Annotated in this window: 15 protein-coding genes; 7 read left to right on the forward strand and 8 right to left on the reverse strand. The window is 61.8% G+C overall.

Annotation, left to right across the window (positions count from 1 at the left end):
- Positions 1–106 precede the first annotated feature (106 nt).
- Positions 107–820 carry a fumarylacetoacetate hydrolase family protein gene (locus I6E56_RS07005; protein WP_231606270.1) on the forward strand — a complete coding sequence of 238 codons (714 nt, stop codon included), beginning with the start codon at positions 107–109 and terminating at the stop codon, positions 818–820.
- On the opposite strand, the gene I6E56_RS07010 is transcribed toward I6E56_RS07005, so the two are convergent.
- Positions 821–1561 carry a GntR family transcriptional regulator gene (locus I6E56_RS07010; protein ID WP_197136962.1) on the reverse strand — a complete coding sequence of 247 codons (741 nt, stop codon included), beginning with the start codon at positions 1559–1561 and terminating at the stop codon, positions 821–823.
- A 328-nt stretch (positions 1562–1889) separates the two neighbouring features.
- On the opposite strand from I6E56_RS07010, the gene I6E56_RS07015 reads away from it, so the two are divergent.
- Positions 1890–2960, forward strand: a complete 1071-nt coding sequence (locus tag I6E56_RS07015) for a zinc-binding dehydrogenase (RefSeq protein ID WP_197136963.1) — start codon at positions 1890–1892, stop codon at positions 2958–2960.
- A gap of 210 nt (positions 2961–3170) precedes the next feature.
- Positions 3171–4211, forward strand: coding sequence for a formylglycine-generating enzyme family protein (locus I6E56_RS07020; RefSeq protein ID WP_255529377.1), 1041 nt, complete (start codon positions 3171–3173; stop codon positions 4209–4211).
- Between the two features lie 44 nt (positions 4212–4255).
- On the opposite strand, the gene I6E56_RS07025 is transcribed toward I6E56_RS07020, so the two are convergent.
- Complete coding sequence (locus tag I6E56_RS07025; protein ID WP_197136964.1) at positions 4256–5122, reverse strand: neutral zinc metallopeptidase; 867 nt, start codon at positions 5120–5122, stop codon at positions 4256–4258.
- Positions 5123–5180: 58 nt separating this feature from the next.
- Here I6E56_RS07025 and I6E56_RS15190 point away from each other — a divergent pair, with 58 nt between their 5' ends.
- The 3 genes from I6E56_RS15190 (at position 5181) to I6E56_RS07035 (ending at position 7885) form a co-directional block, all read left to right on the forward strand.
- Complete coding sequence (locus I6E56_RS15190) at positions 5181–5315, forward strand: hypothetical protein (protein ID WP_255529378.1); 135 nt, start codon at positions 5181–5183, stop codon at positions 5313–5315.
- Positions 5316–5450: 135 nt separating this feature from the next.
- Positions 5451–6245 (forward strand): tryptophan-rich sensory protein, encoded by a 795-nt coding sequence (locus I6E56_RS07030; RefSeq protein WP_197136966.1) that lies wholly within the window; start codon positions 5451–5453, stop codon positions 6243–6245.
- A complete protein-coding gene (locus I6E56_RS07035) occupies positions 6245–7885 on the forward strand; it encodes an MFS transporter (RefSeq protein ID WP_197136968.1) in 1641 nt (546 codons plus the stop codon). Before I6E56_RS07030 ends, I6E56_RS07035 begins: the two co-directional genes overlap by 1 nt.
- Before the next feature lie 75 nt (positions 7886–7960).
- Here I6E56_RS07035 and I6E56_RS07040 read toward each other — a convergent pair whose 3' ends face one another.
- Entirely contained in the window at positions 7961–10087 is a 2127-nt protein-coding gene (locus I6E56_RS07040; protein ID WP_197136970.1) for an acyl-CoA dehydrogenase, read from the reverse strand.
- 230 nt (positions 10088–10317) lie between these two features.
- On the opposite strand from I6E56_RS07040, the gene trxA reads away from it, so the two are divergent.
- Positions 10318–10719, forward strand: a complete 402-nt coding sequence (gene trxA, locus I6E56_RS07045; RefSeq protein WP_197136972.1) for a thioredoxin — start codon at positions 10318–10320, stop codon at positions 10717–10719.
- A 95-nt stretch (positions 10720–10814) separates the two neighbouring features.
- On the opposite strand, the gene I6E56_RS07050 is transcribed toward trxA, so the two are convergent.
- From I6E56_RS07050 to I6E56_RS07070, 5 genes are all read right to left on the reverse strand, one after another.
- The gene (locus tag I6E56_RS07050; protein WP_197136974.1) at positions 10815–11882 is read right to left on the reverse strand and encodes an ABC transporter substrate-binding protein; all 1068 of its coding nucleotides are present in this window, start codon (positions 11880–11882) and stop codon (positions 10815–10817) included.
- 291 nt (positions 11883–12173) lie between these two features.
- Positions 12174–13184, reverse strand: coding sequence for an iron-siderophore ABC transporter substrate-binding protein (locus I6E56_RS07055; RefSeq protein ID WP_197136975.1), 1011 nt, complete (start codon positions 13182–13184; stop codon positions 12174–12176).
- A gap of 133 nt (positions 13185–13317) precedes the next feature.
- A complete protein-coding gene (locus I6E56_RS07060) occupies positions 13318–14154 on the reverse strand; it encodes an ABC transporter ATP-binding protein (RefSeq protein ID WP_197136976.1) in 837 nt (278 codons plus the stop codon).
- Positions 14151–15143 (reverse strand): iron chelate uptake ABC transporter family permease subunit, encoded by a 993-nt coding sequence (locus tag I6E56_RS07065; protein WP_197136977.1) that lies wholly within the window; start codon positions 15141–15143, stop codon positions 14151–14153. The genes I6E56_RS07060 and I6E56_RS07065 overlap by 4 nt, the downstream gene beginning before the upstream one ends.
- Positions 15140–16177: an iron ABC transporter permease gene (locus I6E56_RS07070; RefSeq protein WP_197136978.1), complete on the reverse strand. Its 1038-nt coding sequence runs from the start codon at positions 16175–16177 to the stop codon at positions 15140–15142. The genes I6E56_RS07065 and I6E56_RS07070 overlap by 4 nt, the downstream gene beginning before the upstream one ends.
- Positions 16178–16192 lie beyond the last annotated feature (15 nt).

The following is a 16192-nucleotide window of genomic DNA, read 5'->3' on the forward strand; positions in this document are numbered from 1 at the left end:
CGCAGTAATAGAAGGTGTCCCCACGGCGGTTCTTGTCGAAGGAGACAACGCTGTTCCGCTCCGAGGGATCTCTGAACTTGGGGCACACACCCCGTCAGCAGTCCTGATGGATCCCCCTTTGGACCGCGCGCGAACGGTCGCTTTGAGCGCAGTAACGTTGCGGGCAAGCGTTCCCAGCCCCGGCAAGATAATTTGCGTCGGGCTTAACTACCGGAGTCACATCAACGAGACGGGCCGAGAGACCCCGCAATATCCGGTGCTCTTTACAAAATTCGCCGAGTCGCTTATCGGGCCATCGGATGACATCGTGCTACCCGCCGAGTCGCATCAGGTCGACTGGGAAGGTGAACTCGCGGTGATCATGGGTCGAGCTGGCAGGCGGATTCCTGAGGATTCTGCGCTGGACTTCGTTGGCGGGTACGCCGTCGCCAACGACATCACCATGCGCGATTACCAATACAAGACCCATCAGTGGCTGCAGGGGAAAACTTGGGAGCGTTCAACACCGCTCGGGCCCTACCTCACGAGCGCGGATGAAGTTGGGGATCCCTCCGATTTAGAGTTGTCGTTGAGCATCGATGGAGAAATGATGCAGTCGGGGAATACAAGTCAACTTCTATTCGACATCCCGCGATTGATTTCGGTCATTTCGGAGTTTGTCACCTTGTCGGTGGGAGACGTAATCATGACAGGAACTCCCGAAGGGGTTGGGTTTCGACGTGAACCGAAACGATTCCTTCGTGATGGCGAGACCGTCCGAGTTGAGATTTCCCGCGTCGGTGCGATCGAGAACCGCGTTGTCGGCGGGGAACCCCGATAGCTACTTCGACTCCGCTGCTTTTTGCACCATGAGGAGCGCTTCACGAACCGCAATCGGGTTTTCTTCGGGGGCGACCTTAGCTAGAACCGTCAGCGCAGACCGGGCGAGGTGTCGTGCCAGCAAAATCGATGCCTCGGCTGGCTGCCCTGCTTCGCACGCGGCCAGAATGGACTGGTGTTCTTCGTTACCTATCTCCCACGTTCGTGCCGGGGAGCCGAAAAGGCTCGAGCGGCGGTAGCGCTCGGTGTGATCTGAAACAGACTCGATGATTCGGGACATCTGCTCATCGCAGCCGCTCGTGATCCTTCGGTGAAAGTCCGCGTGAATCGGTTCCCATGCCGAGAGGTCCTGGGCCTCTGCTGCGTCGGCCATACCCTTAACCGCAGCCCGCAGAGCCTCTATCTCGGTCGGGCCGAGCGTGGGAACCGTCAATCGAATAGCAAGTGCCTCCATCACGATGCGGCTCGCGTACACGGAGTCGATATCGCGTGGATTGAGCGGAGTCACTCTCGAGCGGCGGTTGTGCTCGGCGACCAAGAGCCCCTCGGCCTGAAGCAAGCGCATCGCCTCACGCAGTGGCGTGGTGCTCACCGCTAGTTGCTTCGCTAGCTGCACTTGGGAGAGGATCGCCCCCGGCGGAATTTCACCGTTAAGGAGCAGCGCACGCAGCCTCGTGTACACATCTTCAGTGTTGCTGATGGTCCTCGCCGGCTGAGTGGAACCTCCGTCTATATCATTCACGCCTAAACTCTACAGAGCGAGAGCTGTCTATGAAAGCTTCGTGCCGAAATTGTGGGAAACCTCTTGCTCTACCACTCAGGCAAGTCTATAGTCTTGCTCCACAGTAGAGCCCAGTACAGCAGGCTTCCGCCGTGCTGATCCCGTGCCGTTCCGGGATCTCAAAGACTGGCGGCGCAACAACACAATCTGTTACTCTATATAGAGATTTCGACCTAACGCCATCTGCAGGCTTGATTTTAGGCCTCTTTTGCCATAACTCGATAGAGATTTGGCCTAGCGCATTATCTGACGACGACACATTGGGGTGTCAGAGGGAGACAAGAACGAAATGAAAGCGATCACGTTCAGCAAGCATGGCGGAAGTGAAGTTCTGGAATACAGCGAAGTAGACCGACCGTCGCCCGGCGTCGGCGAGGTTTTACTCAAAATTCACGCCGTCGCGATTAACCATGGACCTGATATTGAGACGAGGCGTCGGGGCTTCGGCATGGGGGCTATTGCAATGCCGCACATCGGCGGTGTCGATCCAGCAGGCGAAATCGTCGAACTCGGAGCCGAGGTGACTGAATTCGCGCTCGGTGATCGAGTTGCCGTGTATCCAGTCATCGCCTGCGGTGTCTGCGAATTCTGCAGTGATGAGGCATCGGAAAACTACTGCAGCAACTCCGTTCTCTACGGCGTTCAAACTGACGGAGGCAGGGCAGAGTTTGCGGTCGCCCCAGCATCACAACTCGTTCGCCTGCCTACGACAGTCTCGTACGAAGCAGCCGCCGCGCTCGGAGTCGCTTACACCACAACTTGGCACGGGCTTATGGAGCTCGGCAAGTTGACCGCCGACGACACGTTTCTCGTTGTCGGTGCCGGCGGTGGATGTGGCGTTGCCGCAGTTCAGCTCGCCAAAATTTACGGCGCCACGGTCATTGCGATTACTGGTTCTGAATGGAAACAAGAGAAAGTTCGTGAGCTCGGGGCTGACGCAGTATTCAGCTACCGTGACAAGGACTGGCCGGACAAGGTGCGAGAGTTCACCGGGGGCCGAGGAGTCACTATCGCCTTCGACAACGCGGGGACAGAAACTCTGCCGTCGAGCATTAGTTGCTTGGCTCGCGGTGGTCGCCTGTTCTGTTCCGGCGGCACCACTGGTTTCGAGGTCTCACTAGATCTGCGTCAGCTTTACCGCAACCTTATTAGCCTCCTGTTTTACGTACAGGGAGGAAAAGCCGACATGGAAAAACTCGTCGCGCTTGTCGCGGATGGATCTCTGAATCCGGTCATCGACCGCATCTACCCGCTAGAGAATGCAGCCGACGCCGATAACCACCTCGACGCGCAAGGGCAGTTTGGCCGAGTTGTGCTTGCCGTCGCTGGAGACGTTCCCGCCGCCGGCGAATATATCTAGCCCACTCCCGGCCTCGGCCTAACGCGGTGATCTGTCACGCAGGGAACAAAGCCCCAATCAATTGTTCATATGGGCGCTCCTCGAACATGAGAAGCGCCCATATGCGTATCCGACGGATGCTGATGACACGCAAAAATCGGCAATAGGCGCATAAGGAGTGCCTTGGCCGGCAAGACGGTCGGCGAGCAACCACCGGCGTAGGCTGGAACGATGGATGACGCAACACCGTCGAGCTGCGGAGACAGCTGCACCTGCACCCCCCAACGCAGCGCTGCAGCCCCCTTGGGCATGCCGCTCTCGGCACCGCCTGCGGCATCCGTAACTGCGATATCTGATGCGACGGCGGCATCCGCGCGATCCGCAACAACCGCGGCCGGAACTGGCGACCACCTCATCGAGCACGCTGCGATTCCCGCGGGCACCTTCGTGATGGGCGACTCGTCGGGCGACCGCAACGCGGCCGATGGCGAACTGCCGCAGCATCCGGTCTCCCTCGATGCATTCTCGATTGACGTCAGTAGCGTGACGAACGACGACTTTGCACGATTCGTGAATGCGACGGGCTATCTCACCGAGGCAGAAACCTTTGGCTATTCGGCAGTTTTCCATCTCGCTGTTGACGCCCCCGAGGAAGACATTGTGGGGCGAGCTGCGGGAGCACCCTGGTGGTTCGGCGTGAACGGCGCGGATTGGAAGCACCCCGGTGGCCGCAATTCATCCCTTGAGGGCTTGGGCGATCATCCGGCCGTGCACATCAGCTTCAACGACGCCGAAGCCTATTGCGCGTGGGCCGGACGCCGCCTCCCCACCGAAGCCGAGTGGGAGTACGCCTCTCGCGGAGGTCTCGACCAAACCAAGTACCCGTGGGGTGACGACGAAATGGATGCCGGCGGCTGGCGCACGAACATTTTTCAGGGTGACTTTCCCCGCACCAACACCATGGACGACGGATATCTCACTACCGCGCCCGTGCGCAGCTTCGAGCCCAACGGCTACGGACTCTTTCAAACGGTCGGCAATGTGTGGGAATGGTGCGCCGACTGGTACGACGCGAATTACTACGCGACGCTGCCCGCCGACTCCCCCACCGACAATCCCGTTGGCCCCCAAAGCGGAAACGTGCGGGTGCTGCGCGGCGGCAGCTACCTGTGCCATATCTCGTACTGCAACCGGTACCGCAACTCGGCCCGCTCACAGAACACGCCAGACTCGTCAATGGGTAACGCCGGGTTCCGCACGGTCGCGCTGTAGGTGCGATTCGCGCTGTAGGTGCGATTCAACCGCAGCAACCAGCGCTAGGGCGTTGCCACCTCAAAGGTGTTGCACGAGTCCGGCCCACCGTTGAGCCCGGTCGTAAACCACTGCTGACGCTTATCGCTCGAGCCGTGCGTCCACGACTCGGGAGTCACTTCGCCCTGCGTTGACTCCTGGATGCGGTCGTCGCCGATAGCCGATGCTGCACTCAGAGCATCCGCAATTTGGGCATCCGTCACGGGATCAAGAAAGGCCTCCCCGTCATCATCGGTGATGGTGGATGCTGCGCCTACCCACGCTCCCGCGAAGCAGTCTGCCTGCAGTTCGAGGCGCACCGAATCGGATGACGGGCCTGTTGTTTGACGGTCGAGGCCCTCCATAATCCCAGTGGAGTTCTGAATGTGGTGGCCCCACTCGTGGGCGATGACGTACATCTCGGCGAGTGGCCCGCCGCTGGATCCGAAGCGAGAGCGCAGATCATCGTAAAACGCGGTGTCGACGTAGATCTTCTCATCGGAAGGGCAATAGAACGGCCCCGTCGCGCTGGTTGCGCCGCCGCATCCGGTGTTGACCTGCTCAGTGAAAAGAACAACGTTGGTGGTGCGGTAGCCGTCGATTTCACCTTCCCAGTAGGTGTCGAGCGAGTCAGCGGCCCCGGCGATCCGGCAATCGATGTCGCTATTGGCTTTTTCTGCCGTAGTGCATTCCGTGAGCGCTTGACCCTGCTCTTGCTCCCCGCTCGTTGCGCCGCCACCCACGAGCCCCGTCAAGTCCACGCCGAGAACTTGAGATGCGATGAATAGGCCAACTACCAGCAGTGTGCTGCCGCCGCCCACCGCGATGCCGGTGTTGCGGCCGCGTCGCGAGACCTTGTCGGGATTGATACGGGCGTTGTCGTTGAACGTCATAGAGGGAATTTACTACGTGGCACGAGCAGTGGCTGATCTACTCAGATATCCTTGAGGAATGACTTTCATTTCCGTAATCACCGTTCTCGGCAAGGCTGTGCTCGTTGTCACGGGCGCGATTGTTGCACTCAGCGGCATCGTCCTTCTCGTGAACCTTGCCGTGCCGAGCTTGCTCGCTGGTTTCACGCACTAGAACGTTCGGCATCCGCGCTGTTCGCAAGGCGCTAGCTATGTCTGCGTGCTCCTGAGCGACACCCACATTTCAGCGATTCTTCGGTCAACTCCGCCACAGGAGTTCTAGGCTAAAGGCCTACCGAAGGAGAACGTGATGCGCGAGTCCAAAGATGTAGTCCGTCAAATCACCGTCGCCGCGAGCGCGACTTTTGCCCTGATTGGCGCATTCGTAGGTTCGGGTGCCTACGGCGGAACCCCGGTCGAAGAAGTCGCCGGCGGCGCTCTGAACGCCGACGCCACCGTTATAGCCCCGGCCGGTGCAGCATTCACCATCTGGAGCATCATCTACTTCGGCCTTGTGGCCTACGCCGTGTGGCAGATGCTGCCGAAACAGACCAGCACAGAATTGCATCGCCGCGTGGGGTACTGGGTCGCGGCTTCTCTCGTGCTCAACGCTGCGTGGATTCTCTCGATTCAGTTCGACATGCTGGCTCTCAGCGTTCCTGTCATCATTCTTCTCCTCATCGTGCTCATTCGGGCCTATCTGATTACCGTCAAGCTGCCCGCAGCCGGTGCGATCGACACGATAATCACGGATGGCACGGTCGGGCTCTACCTCGGTTGGGTGTGCGTCGCGACCGCAGCCAACATTGCCGCGTGGCTCACCGCCATTGGGTTTACGGGCTTCGGCATTTCTCAGGATGTGTGGGGTGTGGCAGTAGTGTTCGTCGCTGGTGCCGTCGGTATCGCCCTCGCCGCCCGCGGCCGCGCGCACTTCGCGCCATCGCTTTCACTCAGCTGGGGTCTTGCGTGGGTTGCCGTCGGACGCCTCACCGGTGATCTCATCTCGCAGCCCACCGCGGTCGCCGCGATCGTCGCCCTCGTCGCGGTGCTTGCCAGCGCCGCAGTCTTCACCGCTGCACGCTTGCGCGCTGAACAGACCGCCTAATGGATGACCGACGCGCCTCACGCAAACGCTGGTTGGGCCTCCTCTTCATCAGCATTGCCGTGGCGCTCATCATCGTTGACTCCACGATCGTCAACGTCGCCATCCCCTCCGTTGTCGAAGACCTTGACCTCAATTCGACTCAGGTTCAGTGGGTGCAAGAAAGCTACACGCTCGTCTTCGCTTCGCTGCTGCTGGTGTTCGGCACCCTCGCCGACCGCTACGGCCGGCGCAAGGTTCTGCTCATCGGTGTCGCCATTTTCGCGCTCTCGTCGATCCTCGCCGCGACTGCTGCGACCGGCGAATTGCTGATCGCCTCGAGACTCGTGCAAGGCATCGGTGGGGCCATGATCTTGCCCTCCTCCCTCTCCACTATCAACGCGACTTTCCGCGGTCGCGAACGCGCCATCGCCTTTGCCGTCTGGGGTTCCACGATCGGCGGCATGGCGGCTGTTGGCCCGCTCCTCGGCGGCTGGCTCACGACCTACTACTCGTGGCGTTGGGCCTTCGGCATCAACGTGCCGCTCGGCGTGATCATCGTCATCGGCATCCTGATCTTCACGATCGAATCGAAGGAGCCTTCAGCTCAACGACGAGTGGATGTTGTGGGCGCGCTTCTCTCGGTCGTTCTGTTCGCTTCGCTCGTCTTCGCTCTCATCGAGGGCCGCAGTTTCGGCTGGTTCTTCAGCGATACCCCGCCCGACTTCTGGACGTGGGATGTCTCGCCTATCCCCTTCGCGTTCGCCCTCGCTCTCGTGAGCGGCATCGTCTTTGTGCGCTGGGGTTTCGCTCGCGAGCGTGCAGGCAAGTCAACGATGCTCGCGTTTGGACTGCTGAAGATTCCATCGTTCCGCAATGGAAATATCGCCGCGATGATTGTCTCGCTTGGTGAGTTCGGCATCATCCTGTCACTGCCACTGTGGTTGCAGAATGTGCTCGGCTACGACGCCCTGCAGACGGGTTTCGTGATTCTCGCGCTCGCCATTGGTTCATTCGTCGCAAGTGGTTTCGCGGGTGCTTTCGGCAACAAGGTGACACCGGTCACGATCGTGCGCGTCGGCATCGGCGCCGAGATCATCGGCATTCTCATCGTCGCTTTCGTGCTCAGTCCGGATGCCGTCTGGTGGCACATCGCGCCCGGGCTCTTTATCTACGGCTTCGGTGTCGGCCTCGCGACGGCGCAACTCACGAGCGTGGTGCTCAAGGACGTGCCGCTCAGCCAGTCGGGTCAGGGTTCCGGAACACAGAGCACTGCCCGCCAGGTCGGCTCCGCGCTCGGAATCGCCATTCTCGGCACCGTGCTCTTCGCGAGCCTCGGCACTGGCCTCGACGCCAAGCTCGCTGACCGTGCCGAGATCCCCGCCGAAACCCGCAGCGAGATCGTGGACCTCGTCGTCGATACTGCCGGCACCGCCATCAGCACCCTCGATGAAACATCGCCGGATGCCGCAGCCGACGCCCGTCAAGCCTTCACCGATTCGACACGGTATTCCGCACTCGCGGCTGCCGGTTTCCTTGCGTTTGGATTCCTCGCCAGCCTCCGTCTCGACGGCGGACGCCGCGGCGACGACGACACCGAGGGTGCCGACGGTGCCGGCGCACGCAGCACTGCAGAGTCAACTGACGATTCAGGGCGCGAATAACCGCCCTGTAGGGATACAAAAAGGCTGCCGCCCCACACAGCGTGGGGCGGCAGCCTTTTCTGCAAATCAGCGCAGTTAGCGGCGCTTCTTCTGCTTGAGATCCTTTTCGTGCACGGGCTCTTCGCCGCTTTCGCGACGCGCGGCGTAGTAGTCGCGAGCCTCGTTCTGGCGCTGAGCTTCGATGCCCGAGGCGATCGGTGCGCGCACCAGTTCGTCGGTCAGACCGAACGCGGCCACGAGATCCAGCGCCTGCGGACGCAAGCGCGGAAGCAGACGGTCATCGATGTAGTCGGTGATGGCCTGCGCACGGTTCGTGGAGATGCGACCGTGCATGAGGTACCACGCGAGGTTCTTCTCGATGAGCGTGAAGCCGAAGAGGTCACGCAACCAGGTCATAACCTGAGCGGTGTCCTTGTCTTCGATCTTCTCGATGGCGCGGGTGAACGCCTCCCACTGCAGCAGCTCGCCATGCGCGTACGCGGTCATGATGAGCTGGTTCTGGTGGCTGTTGAAGAGAGCGGCAGCCTCAGCCTGCGGAAGCTTGCTCGCCGGACGCAACTTGCCGGCGACATCCGCCACCATCGTTTCGACACGGTCGGTGAGCAGCTGGCGCTGGGAGTCGGTGTCGCGAACGTAGCCGATGGAGCGGGCGGTTGAACCGAAGTCCACGACGTTCTGGGCGAAGCGGCGAAGACCCGTGCGGTTGACGGCAGCCTCGTTGACCTGGTCGGCAACGTAGTGAGCCATGGCACCGGCATCCGCTCCGGCGAACTTGCGGGAGTAATCGGTGAGCAGTCGCTTGGCCACGAGTTGCAGCAGCACGTTGTTGTCACCCTCGAAGGTCACGTAGATGTCCATGTCGGCGCGCATCTGCGTGAGGCGGTTCTCGGCCATGAAGCCCGAGCCACCGCAGGCTTCGCGAGCCTCTTGCAGAGTGTCGAGGGCAGCCCACGTGCTGAGGGGCTTGAGGGCCGCGGCGATGGTTTCGAGGTCTTGGCGATCGGCATCGGTATCGGTGCGGCCGGAGAAGACGCCGTCGAACTTGTCGAGGAACTCCTCGTGCGCGAACGACATCGCGTAGGTCTGAGCCAAGCGCGGCAACAGGCGACGCTGGTGACGCTGGTAGTCCAGAATCACTTCTTCGTTTGTGTTGCTGGATGCCGTGAACTGTCGGCGCTCCGAACCGTACTTGATGGCGATGTTGAGGGCCAGCTTGCTCGCGAGCACCGCGGCGCCATCGAGCGAAACCCGGCCCTGCACGAGGGTGCCGAGCATCGTGAAGAAGCGACGACCGGGGCTGTCGATGTCGGAGGTGTATTCGCCGTTCTCGTCAACGTTGCCGTAGCGGTTGAGGAGGTTGATGCGCGGAACACGAACGTGGTCGAAGTGGAGGCGACCGTTATCGATACCGTTCAGACCACCCTTGAGGCCGTCATCTTCGGTCGAGATTCCGGGGAGCGCGCCGTTGTCGTCGCGCAGCGGAACATAGAACGCATGAACGCCGTGATTGACGTCCTTGGTAATGAGCTGCGCAAAAACGGTAGCGGCCTTGCCGTGGAGCGCCGCGTTGCCGAGGTACTCCTTCCACGCAGCGCGGAACGGGGTGTTGATGACGAACTCATCGGTGTCGGGGTCGTAGGTCGCCGTCGTGGCGATGCTCGCGACATCCGATCCGTGACCGATCTCGGTCATCGCGAACGCACCGGGAGTCTTGAGGCTCATGATGTCGGGCAGCCACTTGTCGTGGTGCTCCTTGGTGCCAAGGTGAACAACGGCGGAACCGAAGAGGCCCCATTGCACGCCTGACTTAATCTGCAGCGACGGGTCAGCGAGCACGGTCTCTTCGAACGCGGCAATGTTTCCGCCGTGGTTGTCGTCGCCGCCGAGGTCAACCGGGAACGCGCGGTGAACAGCGTTGTTGTCGACCAGCAGTGAGAGCTGGTGCAGCACGCGCTCACGGTGGTCTTCCATCGAGAGGCCGTCAACGCGGTGGAACTCGGGGTTCGACATGAGCGTGCGGGACTCTTTGCGCTCCTTCGCCCACTTGCCGAGAAGGTATTCGCCCAACCATTCGACATCGATGGTGGGGGCAGCGGCAGCACTATCTGTCGTCGCTGCAGTGGGGGAAGTTGCGGCGTTGTTGGCGGGGGTGGATGACTCCGGCGCCGACTCGGTCGCCGTGTGGTCGTGAACCTGGGTCATGGCTATCTCGATTCGTCAAAGTTCGGTAATCACACGCTACGACTGGTCTTCGCGGGGGCAAAGCGGGTCGTGCACCATCAATGAAGCGGATGCCGGACCCACCGCATCCGTTTGTGCGAAACCGCAAAACAGCCGCCGTAGCGTTGTGGGATGTAGTGCGAAACTCGGTCGTCCGACCTCGGGAATCTTTCTTCAGGCACGGTTGTTGGGCTGCATGAAAGGATGTAACTATGTCGACAATCACTCTCACCTCAGCAGACTTTGGCCAGGCGGTCACTAAAGACGGAATCCTCCTCGTGGATTTCTGGGCCGAATGGTGTGGCCCCTGTAAGCAGTTCGGGCCCATCTATGAAGCCGCAAGCGAAGCCCACCCGGACATCACGTTCGGCAAGGTAGACACCGAAGACCAGCAGGAACTCGCTGGCGCAGCAGGAATCACGTCGATTCCGACGCTCATGGTTTTCCGTGAAGGCGTACTCGTCTTCTCACAGCCCGGAGCTCTCCCCGCTCCTGCTCTCGAGCAGGTTATTGAAGGCGCCAAGAACCTCGACATGGTTGAGGTTCACAAGCAGGTTGCCGAGCAGCAGGCTGCAGCAGAAGCTGGCGAAGCGCCGGCTGAGCACTCTCACTAACCAGAAGCAACACCGCAGACCACAAAGGCCCCGCCGACGTCATGTCGGCGGGGCCTTTTCTGTGCGTGAACTAAGGCTGCGTGAACTAAGGCCGCCTACGGAGCACCAATCGACGCAGCCAGATCTGCCACGAAAGCATCAACCGCCCACGGCACGGAGAGCGCAGTGGGCGCGATCATGCCCAGAGTCGGCTCATCGAGGAATCCCGGATAGTGAATGACCCCGTCAGCCCCCGTAGCACTCGCTTCAACGAACGTTACCCAATAGGGCGCACCGACCGGGTCCCCGATATAAATCAGCACATCGGTGTCAAGCTGTTCGACATCGTCGGCCCACAAGTAGTACACCTTACCGTTGTACGATTCTGAGTTGTAGGCGACAGTTGAGTCATCGGCGTAAGTGAAACCGAGTTGCTCGAGGAGAGCCGCGACCGCAGTATTCGATTTACTGTAGGCAACAGAGCCTCCTTGCGGCGAGATGACCGCGATGGTCTTTCCTGCGAACTCAGGATGCGCCACAGCGTGCGCCGCCAACGAATCATCGATGGACGCTAGGTGAGCCTCAGCCTCAGGCACGTGACCAACAATCTGCCCCATCTGGAGGAGGGTTTCGCGCCACGAGTTCGAAGAGCTGAACGATGGAGAGTCGAGGGCTGAAAGAGCTGGACGGATCGTCGGGGCTACCTCAGGCAGATCATTATAAAAGGCAAGCCATGACGTCGGATCCATGTCGAACGGATGAAAAGGCAGCGCCGTGACGATAACGTCTGGCGAAACTGCTTCCGCATCGGCAAGAGTGTCACCGTCGAGAGGATCGATGGTCGGCACCACGCCGACACCGAGCGAGCCGATCGCTTCCTCTTGCCAAGGACCAAGCGAGCCGCCGCCGGAGGCGACCGGCCCAATACCCAGCGCTAGAAGCGAATCCGTCTGCTCAGCGCCGAAAGTGAAGATGTGTTCCGGCGCTTCTTCGAGGGTAGTTTCACCCTCAGAGTGCACGACCGTAGTGGGGAACGCGGGCGCAGCCGTCTCCGTGGGAGCTGGTCCACCCGCAGGAGCGGCCGTAGGTTCGGGCTCTGCTGGCGGGCTGCAGGCGCCGAGCAGCATGAGCGCCGTTACTCCTACCGCAGCGATGGACACGGTTCTTCTCAACGCTGTAGACATCTGCATCCCCTAACAAAAAGTGAGCAAGTTCTCACGTCACGGTAACGAGCGAGGCGCCTACCTGCCCTTCTGGTCCCAAAGTTTGGCCTGATCGTTATCCAGGGGTGGTCGAATTGCCTATCTAGCTATCAGCTCACGGCGTTAGCGAGGTCGTGCCCAAGGGTGTCCGGGCCCACCGCACCCGAAAGCGCAGTTGATCGGGCACCCTGGGCGACACACAAGCGGCCACCGACGTCTCCGTCGGTGGCCGCTTCGCGAGATGACTCGCGAGATGACTGGCGTGGTCGCGCGTTAGTTCAGCGCACCAGCAATTGCATCCACGAAGCTGTCGATACCCCAGGGCAGCGAGAGCGCCGTGGGCGGCGATACCGAGGCGACGAGCGACGCGCCGTTGACCGCGATGAGTCCACCGTTGGCCACGGCCGGGATGCTCTGCGCGTAAGGCTGGGCAGCGAAAGTATCGCCAGCGTCATCCGTCTCCGCGTACGCAATCAACAGGTCGCTATCGAGCTCATCGAGCTTCTCGTAGCTGAGAGTGTAGAAGAACGTTGCGTCACCATTGGCGAGGGTCTCAACCGCGGGAGCGCTCTCAAGACCGAGGTCGACTAAGAACTCCACGCGGGGGTCTGCCGGCTTGTAGACGTAGAAGGTTCCGCCGACGTCGAAGGTCGCCGCAACGGTCTTGCCCTCGAACTCGGGATGCTCGGCCGCCTTCTCGGCGACGAGAGCGTCAATGTTGGTGAGTACCTCATCCGCGGCAGCAGTCTTGCCGAGGGCGGTGCCAGTGGTGCTGATCACGTCGCGCCACGGGGTAGCCCACGGCAGCTCGGGGTACGCAACGACGGGAGCGATCTCGCTGAGCAGGTCGTACTGCTCTTCGGTGATTCCCGAGTAGGTTGCGAGGATCAGGTCGGGAGCGGCCTCGGCGATCTGCTCATAGGCGGGAGCATCCGTGGTCGCAGGGACAATGATGGGGTCGTCGCCATCGAGCTCGGCGAGAGCATCCGCAGCCCAGGGAAGAACGCCGTTCTCGTCGCCACCGTAGTTTTGCGCTTCCATGCCAACGGGCACGACACCGAGGGCCAGAACAGCGTCGCCGCTTCCCCAGCCGAGAGTGAGCACGCGCTGCGGTTCACTCTCGATAACCGTTTCGCCGAAGGCGTGCTCGATCGTGACGGGGAATGCGTCGGAGGCTGCGGGCGCATCCGTTTCGCCTTCGGACGTTGAGGCGGCGCAACCGCTCAATGCGACGAGGGCGGCGGTGGCCGCAGCGAAGGCTGCGAGGCGGGAACGGCGTGACATTGATCTCCTCGATCGAACGATAGGTGCACAGTAAGGATAGGCTTACCTTAGTGAGTTGCGCAAGCAGCGTGCGGGCGAACATGGCGGCAGGGCGCTGGGACCCAGGCGGCGCCGGCGTCCGACGACAGTGCCACTAGCGCCCCGGGCGACGCCCCAGCGGGATGACCATCGGTGAGCCAGAAACCGGATCGGCCATGATCTGAGCCTCGAGCCCAAACGCCTCGCGCATCCGTTCTGCTGTAACAACCTCGGCAGGTGTGCCCTCGGCGATGATCTGCCCCTCGCCCATGAGGATCATGTGATCGGCATAGCGCGCGGCCAAGTTGAGTTCGTGCAGCACCATCACGATGGTGGTGCCTCGCTCGCGATTGAGGGTGGCGAGCACGTCGAGCGCATCAAGTTGGTGGCGCACATCCAAGAAGGTGGTGGGTTCGTCGAGCAGCAGAATGTCGGGATCCTGGCTGAGCGCCATCGCGATCCACACGCGTTGACGTTGCCCACCCGAGAGCTCCTCGATGCGGCGCGATGCCAACTGAGCGGTGTCGGTCGCTTCAAGCGCGTGCTCGACAGCCGCCTCATCCGCCGCCGACCACTGCTGAAACCAACCCTGATGCGGGTAGCGTCCGCGAGCCACGAGGTCGCGGACCGTGATGCCCTCCGGTGCGATCGGCGACTGCGGCAAGATTCCCACAACTTGCGCAACCTCTTTCGATGCCATCGAGTGGATGTCGCGGCCGTCGAGCATCACGTGACCCGACGCCGGTCGCAGCAACCGCGACAGCCCGCGCAGCAGTGTCGACTTGCCGCAGGCATTGGCGCCCACGATCACGGTCACCGTGCCGTCGGGGATCGTGACGCTCACGTTCGACACAATGTCGCGCCCGCCATAGTTGAGGGTCACGTTGTCGGCGCGCAGTTCGTGCGGTGGGCGCTGGGGAGTGTCAGCTGGGTGAGTGTCAGCTGGGGTCACGATGCACGTCCTTCGCGGTTGGTGGTGGAGATAAGCCACAACAGGTACGGGGCACCCACGATGCCGGTGACGATTCCTGTAGGCACTTGGGTTCCGGTGGTGATGAAATGTTGGGCCACAAAGTCGGCGCCGAGAACGAGCACGACCGCGACAAGAGCGCTCGGGACGAGCGCGAGGCCTCCCCCGCGCACCAAGCGCCGAGCGATCGGGGCGGAGACGAAGGCGACAAAGGCGAGCGGTCCTACTAGGGCGGTGGCGATCGCGACTAGAGCTACCGCGACGATGATGAGCGCGAGCCGCGAGCGTTGCACAGCCACGCCGAGGCCCGCAGCAAGATCATCGCCGAGCTGGAGCATCCGCAGCTTCGATGCCAGCAGGAAGACCGCGGGCAGCAAGATGGCGAGGCTGACAGCCATGATGAGGATGTCGTCCCAGCTGGCTCCGCCGAGCCCGCCGACCATCCACACGAGAGCTTGTTGCGCGTCGCGCACGTCGCCGCGGGTGATGAGATAACCCAGCACGGATTGCGCCATGAACGCGATGCCGACACCGATGAGAACGAAGCGCATACCGTTCATGCCCGAGCGCCACGAGAGCAGGTAGATCGTGAACGCCACAAGTAGCGCGCCGCCGAGCGCGGAGAGTGACACAACGAGTCCGGTGGCTCCAAAGACGAGCAGGCTGAGCACGGCGGCGACACTCGCTCCCCCACTGATGCCGATGATGTCGGGGCTAGCAAGTGGGTTGCGCAGCAGGCTCTGGAACAGGGCACCAGCGAGGCCGAACCCGACAGCAACCAGCACGGCAAGAAGCACTCGCGGCAGCCGCAACTTGAAGACAATGAACTGGTCGGATGAGGTGCCACCGCCGAACAAGGTCGCGAGCAAATCCGGCAGCGTGAGCGTATATGCCCCGACCGCAATATTGACAAGAATGAGTGTCAGAGCAATCGCCGCGAGAACGATAGAGACGCGCCACGTGCGGGTCATAGCCCGGCCAGCTTCACTCGGCGCACGAGGGCGATCATGACGGGCGCACCGATAATGGCGACGACGAGGCCCGCTTCGAGCTCGGACGGTGCGACCACAAGGCGGCCCACGATGTCGGCGATGAGGAGCAAGCTGGGGCCGACGAGCGCCGAGACAGCAATAATCCAGCGATAGTCAGGGCCCGTGAATGGGCGCACGATGTGGGGCACAACGAGACCGACGAAGACGATGGGGCCGGCAAGCGCGGTGGCGGATCCGCAGAGCAGAACGACAGCTCCGGCAGCGACCGCACGAGCAACGTAGACCCGCTGGCCGAGGCCCCGGGCGAGGTCATCTCCGAGGGCGACGAGGTTGAGCATCCGTCCCGAAATGATCGCGAAGATGGCGCCGGCCACAACGAACCCGATTGTGAGGCGCACGGCCTCAAGGTCGCGGCTAGCGAGCGACCCCACCGACCAGAACCGGAAGGTGTTGAGGGTGTCGGTGTCGGAGATGAGAACGAGAGAGATGACGGAGGTGATGCCGGCGGTGACCGCTGTTCCGGCAAGCACGAGCTTGACCGGGGTAGCGCCCTCGCGGCCCAATGAACCGATTGCGTAGACGATACTTGCCGCCGCCGCTGCCCCCGCGAAGGCGAACCAGATGTAGCCGGTGGGGTTGGTGATCGACAGCACGCTGATCGCGAAGACGACCGCGAGTGAGGCGCCCGCGTTGACGCCGAGGAGGCCGGGGTCGGCGAGCGGGTTGCGGGTGACCCCCTGCATGACCGCTCCGGCGACGCCGAGGGAGAGGCCTGCGAGAAGACCAACAATGGTGCGGGGTAATCGCAGTTCACGGATCACCAATTGGTCGTTGTTGCCCGCCTCGGGGTCGAAAAGCGCCTGCCAGATTTGCGAAAACTCGACACCGCGAGCGCCGAGCGCAAGGCTCAACACGAGAACGACCGCGAGCAACCCGAGGGCCGAGCCGAGAGTGATCCAGCGCTGGGTGCGGAGGCTCAGTCGTGCGCGCGAAGCCGAGGCGGTCTGGGTCATAGTCGGGGGTGGTGG

The organism is Salinibacterium sp. NK8237, from assembly GCF_015864955.1.
Lineage (GTDB): Bacteria > Actinomycetota > Actinomycetes > Actinomycetales > Microbacteriaceae > Rhodoglobus.

Bases quoted from the DNA above. Each gene is read 5' to 3' on its own strand.
- I6E56_RS07005 (WP_231606270.1), top strand. From the start codon at position 107: ATGGATCCCCCTTTGGACCGCGCGCGAACGGTCGCTTTGAGCGCAGTA.
- I6E56_RS07015 (WP_197136963.1), top strand. From the start codon at position 1,890: ATGAAAGCGATCACGTTCAGCAAGCATGGCGGAAGTGAAGTTCTGGAA.
- I6E56_RS07020 (WP_255529377.1), top strand. From the start codon at position 3,171: ATGGATGACGCAACACCGTCGAGCTGCGGAGACAGCTGCACCTGCACC.
- I6E56_RS07025 (WP_197136964.1), bottom strand. From the start codon at position 5,122: ATGACGTTCAACGACAACGCCCGTATCAATCCCGACAAGGTCTCGCGA.
- I6E56_RS15190 (WP_255529378.1), top strand. From the start codon at position 5,181: ATGACTTTCATTTCCGTAATCACCGTTCTCGGCAAGGCTGTGCTCGTT.
- I6E56_RS07030 (WP_197136966.1), top strand. From the start codon at position 5,451: ATGCGCGAGTCCAAAGATGTAGTCCGTCAAATCACCGTCGCCGCGAGC.
- I6E56_RS07035 (WP_197136968.1), top strand. From the start codon at position 6,245: ATGGATGACCGACGCGCCTCACGCAAACGCTGGTTGGGCCTCCTCTTC.
- I6E56_RS07040 (WP_197136970.1), bottom strand. From the start codon at position 10,087: ATGACCCAGGTTCACGACCACACGGCGACCGAGTCGGCGCCGGAGTCA.
- trxA (WP_197136972.1), top strand. From the start codon at position 10,318: ATGTCGACAATCACTCTCACCTCAGCAGACTTTGGCCAGGCGGTCACT.
- I6E56_RS07050 (WP_197136974.1), bottom strand. From the start codon at position 11,882: ATGTCTACAGCGTTGAGAAGAACCGTGTCCATCGCTGCGGTAGGAGTA.
- I6E56_RS07055 (WP_197136975.1), bottom strand. From the start codon at position 13,184: ATGTCACGCCGTTCCCGCCTCGCAGCCTTCGCTGCGGCCACCGCCGCC.
- I6E56_RS07065 (WP_197136977.1), bottom strand. From the start codon at position 15,143: ATGACCCGCACGTGGCGCGTCTCTATCGTTCTCGCGGCGATTGCTCTG.
- I6E56_RS07070 (WP_197136978.1), bottom strand. From the start codon at position 16,177: ATGACCCAGACCGCCTCGGCTTCGCGCGCACGACTGAGCCTCCGCACC.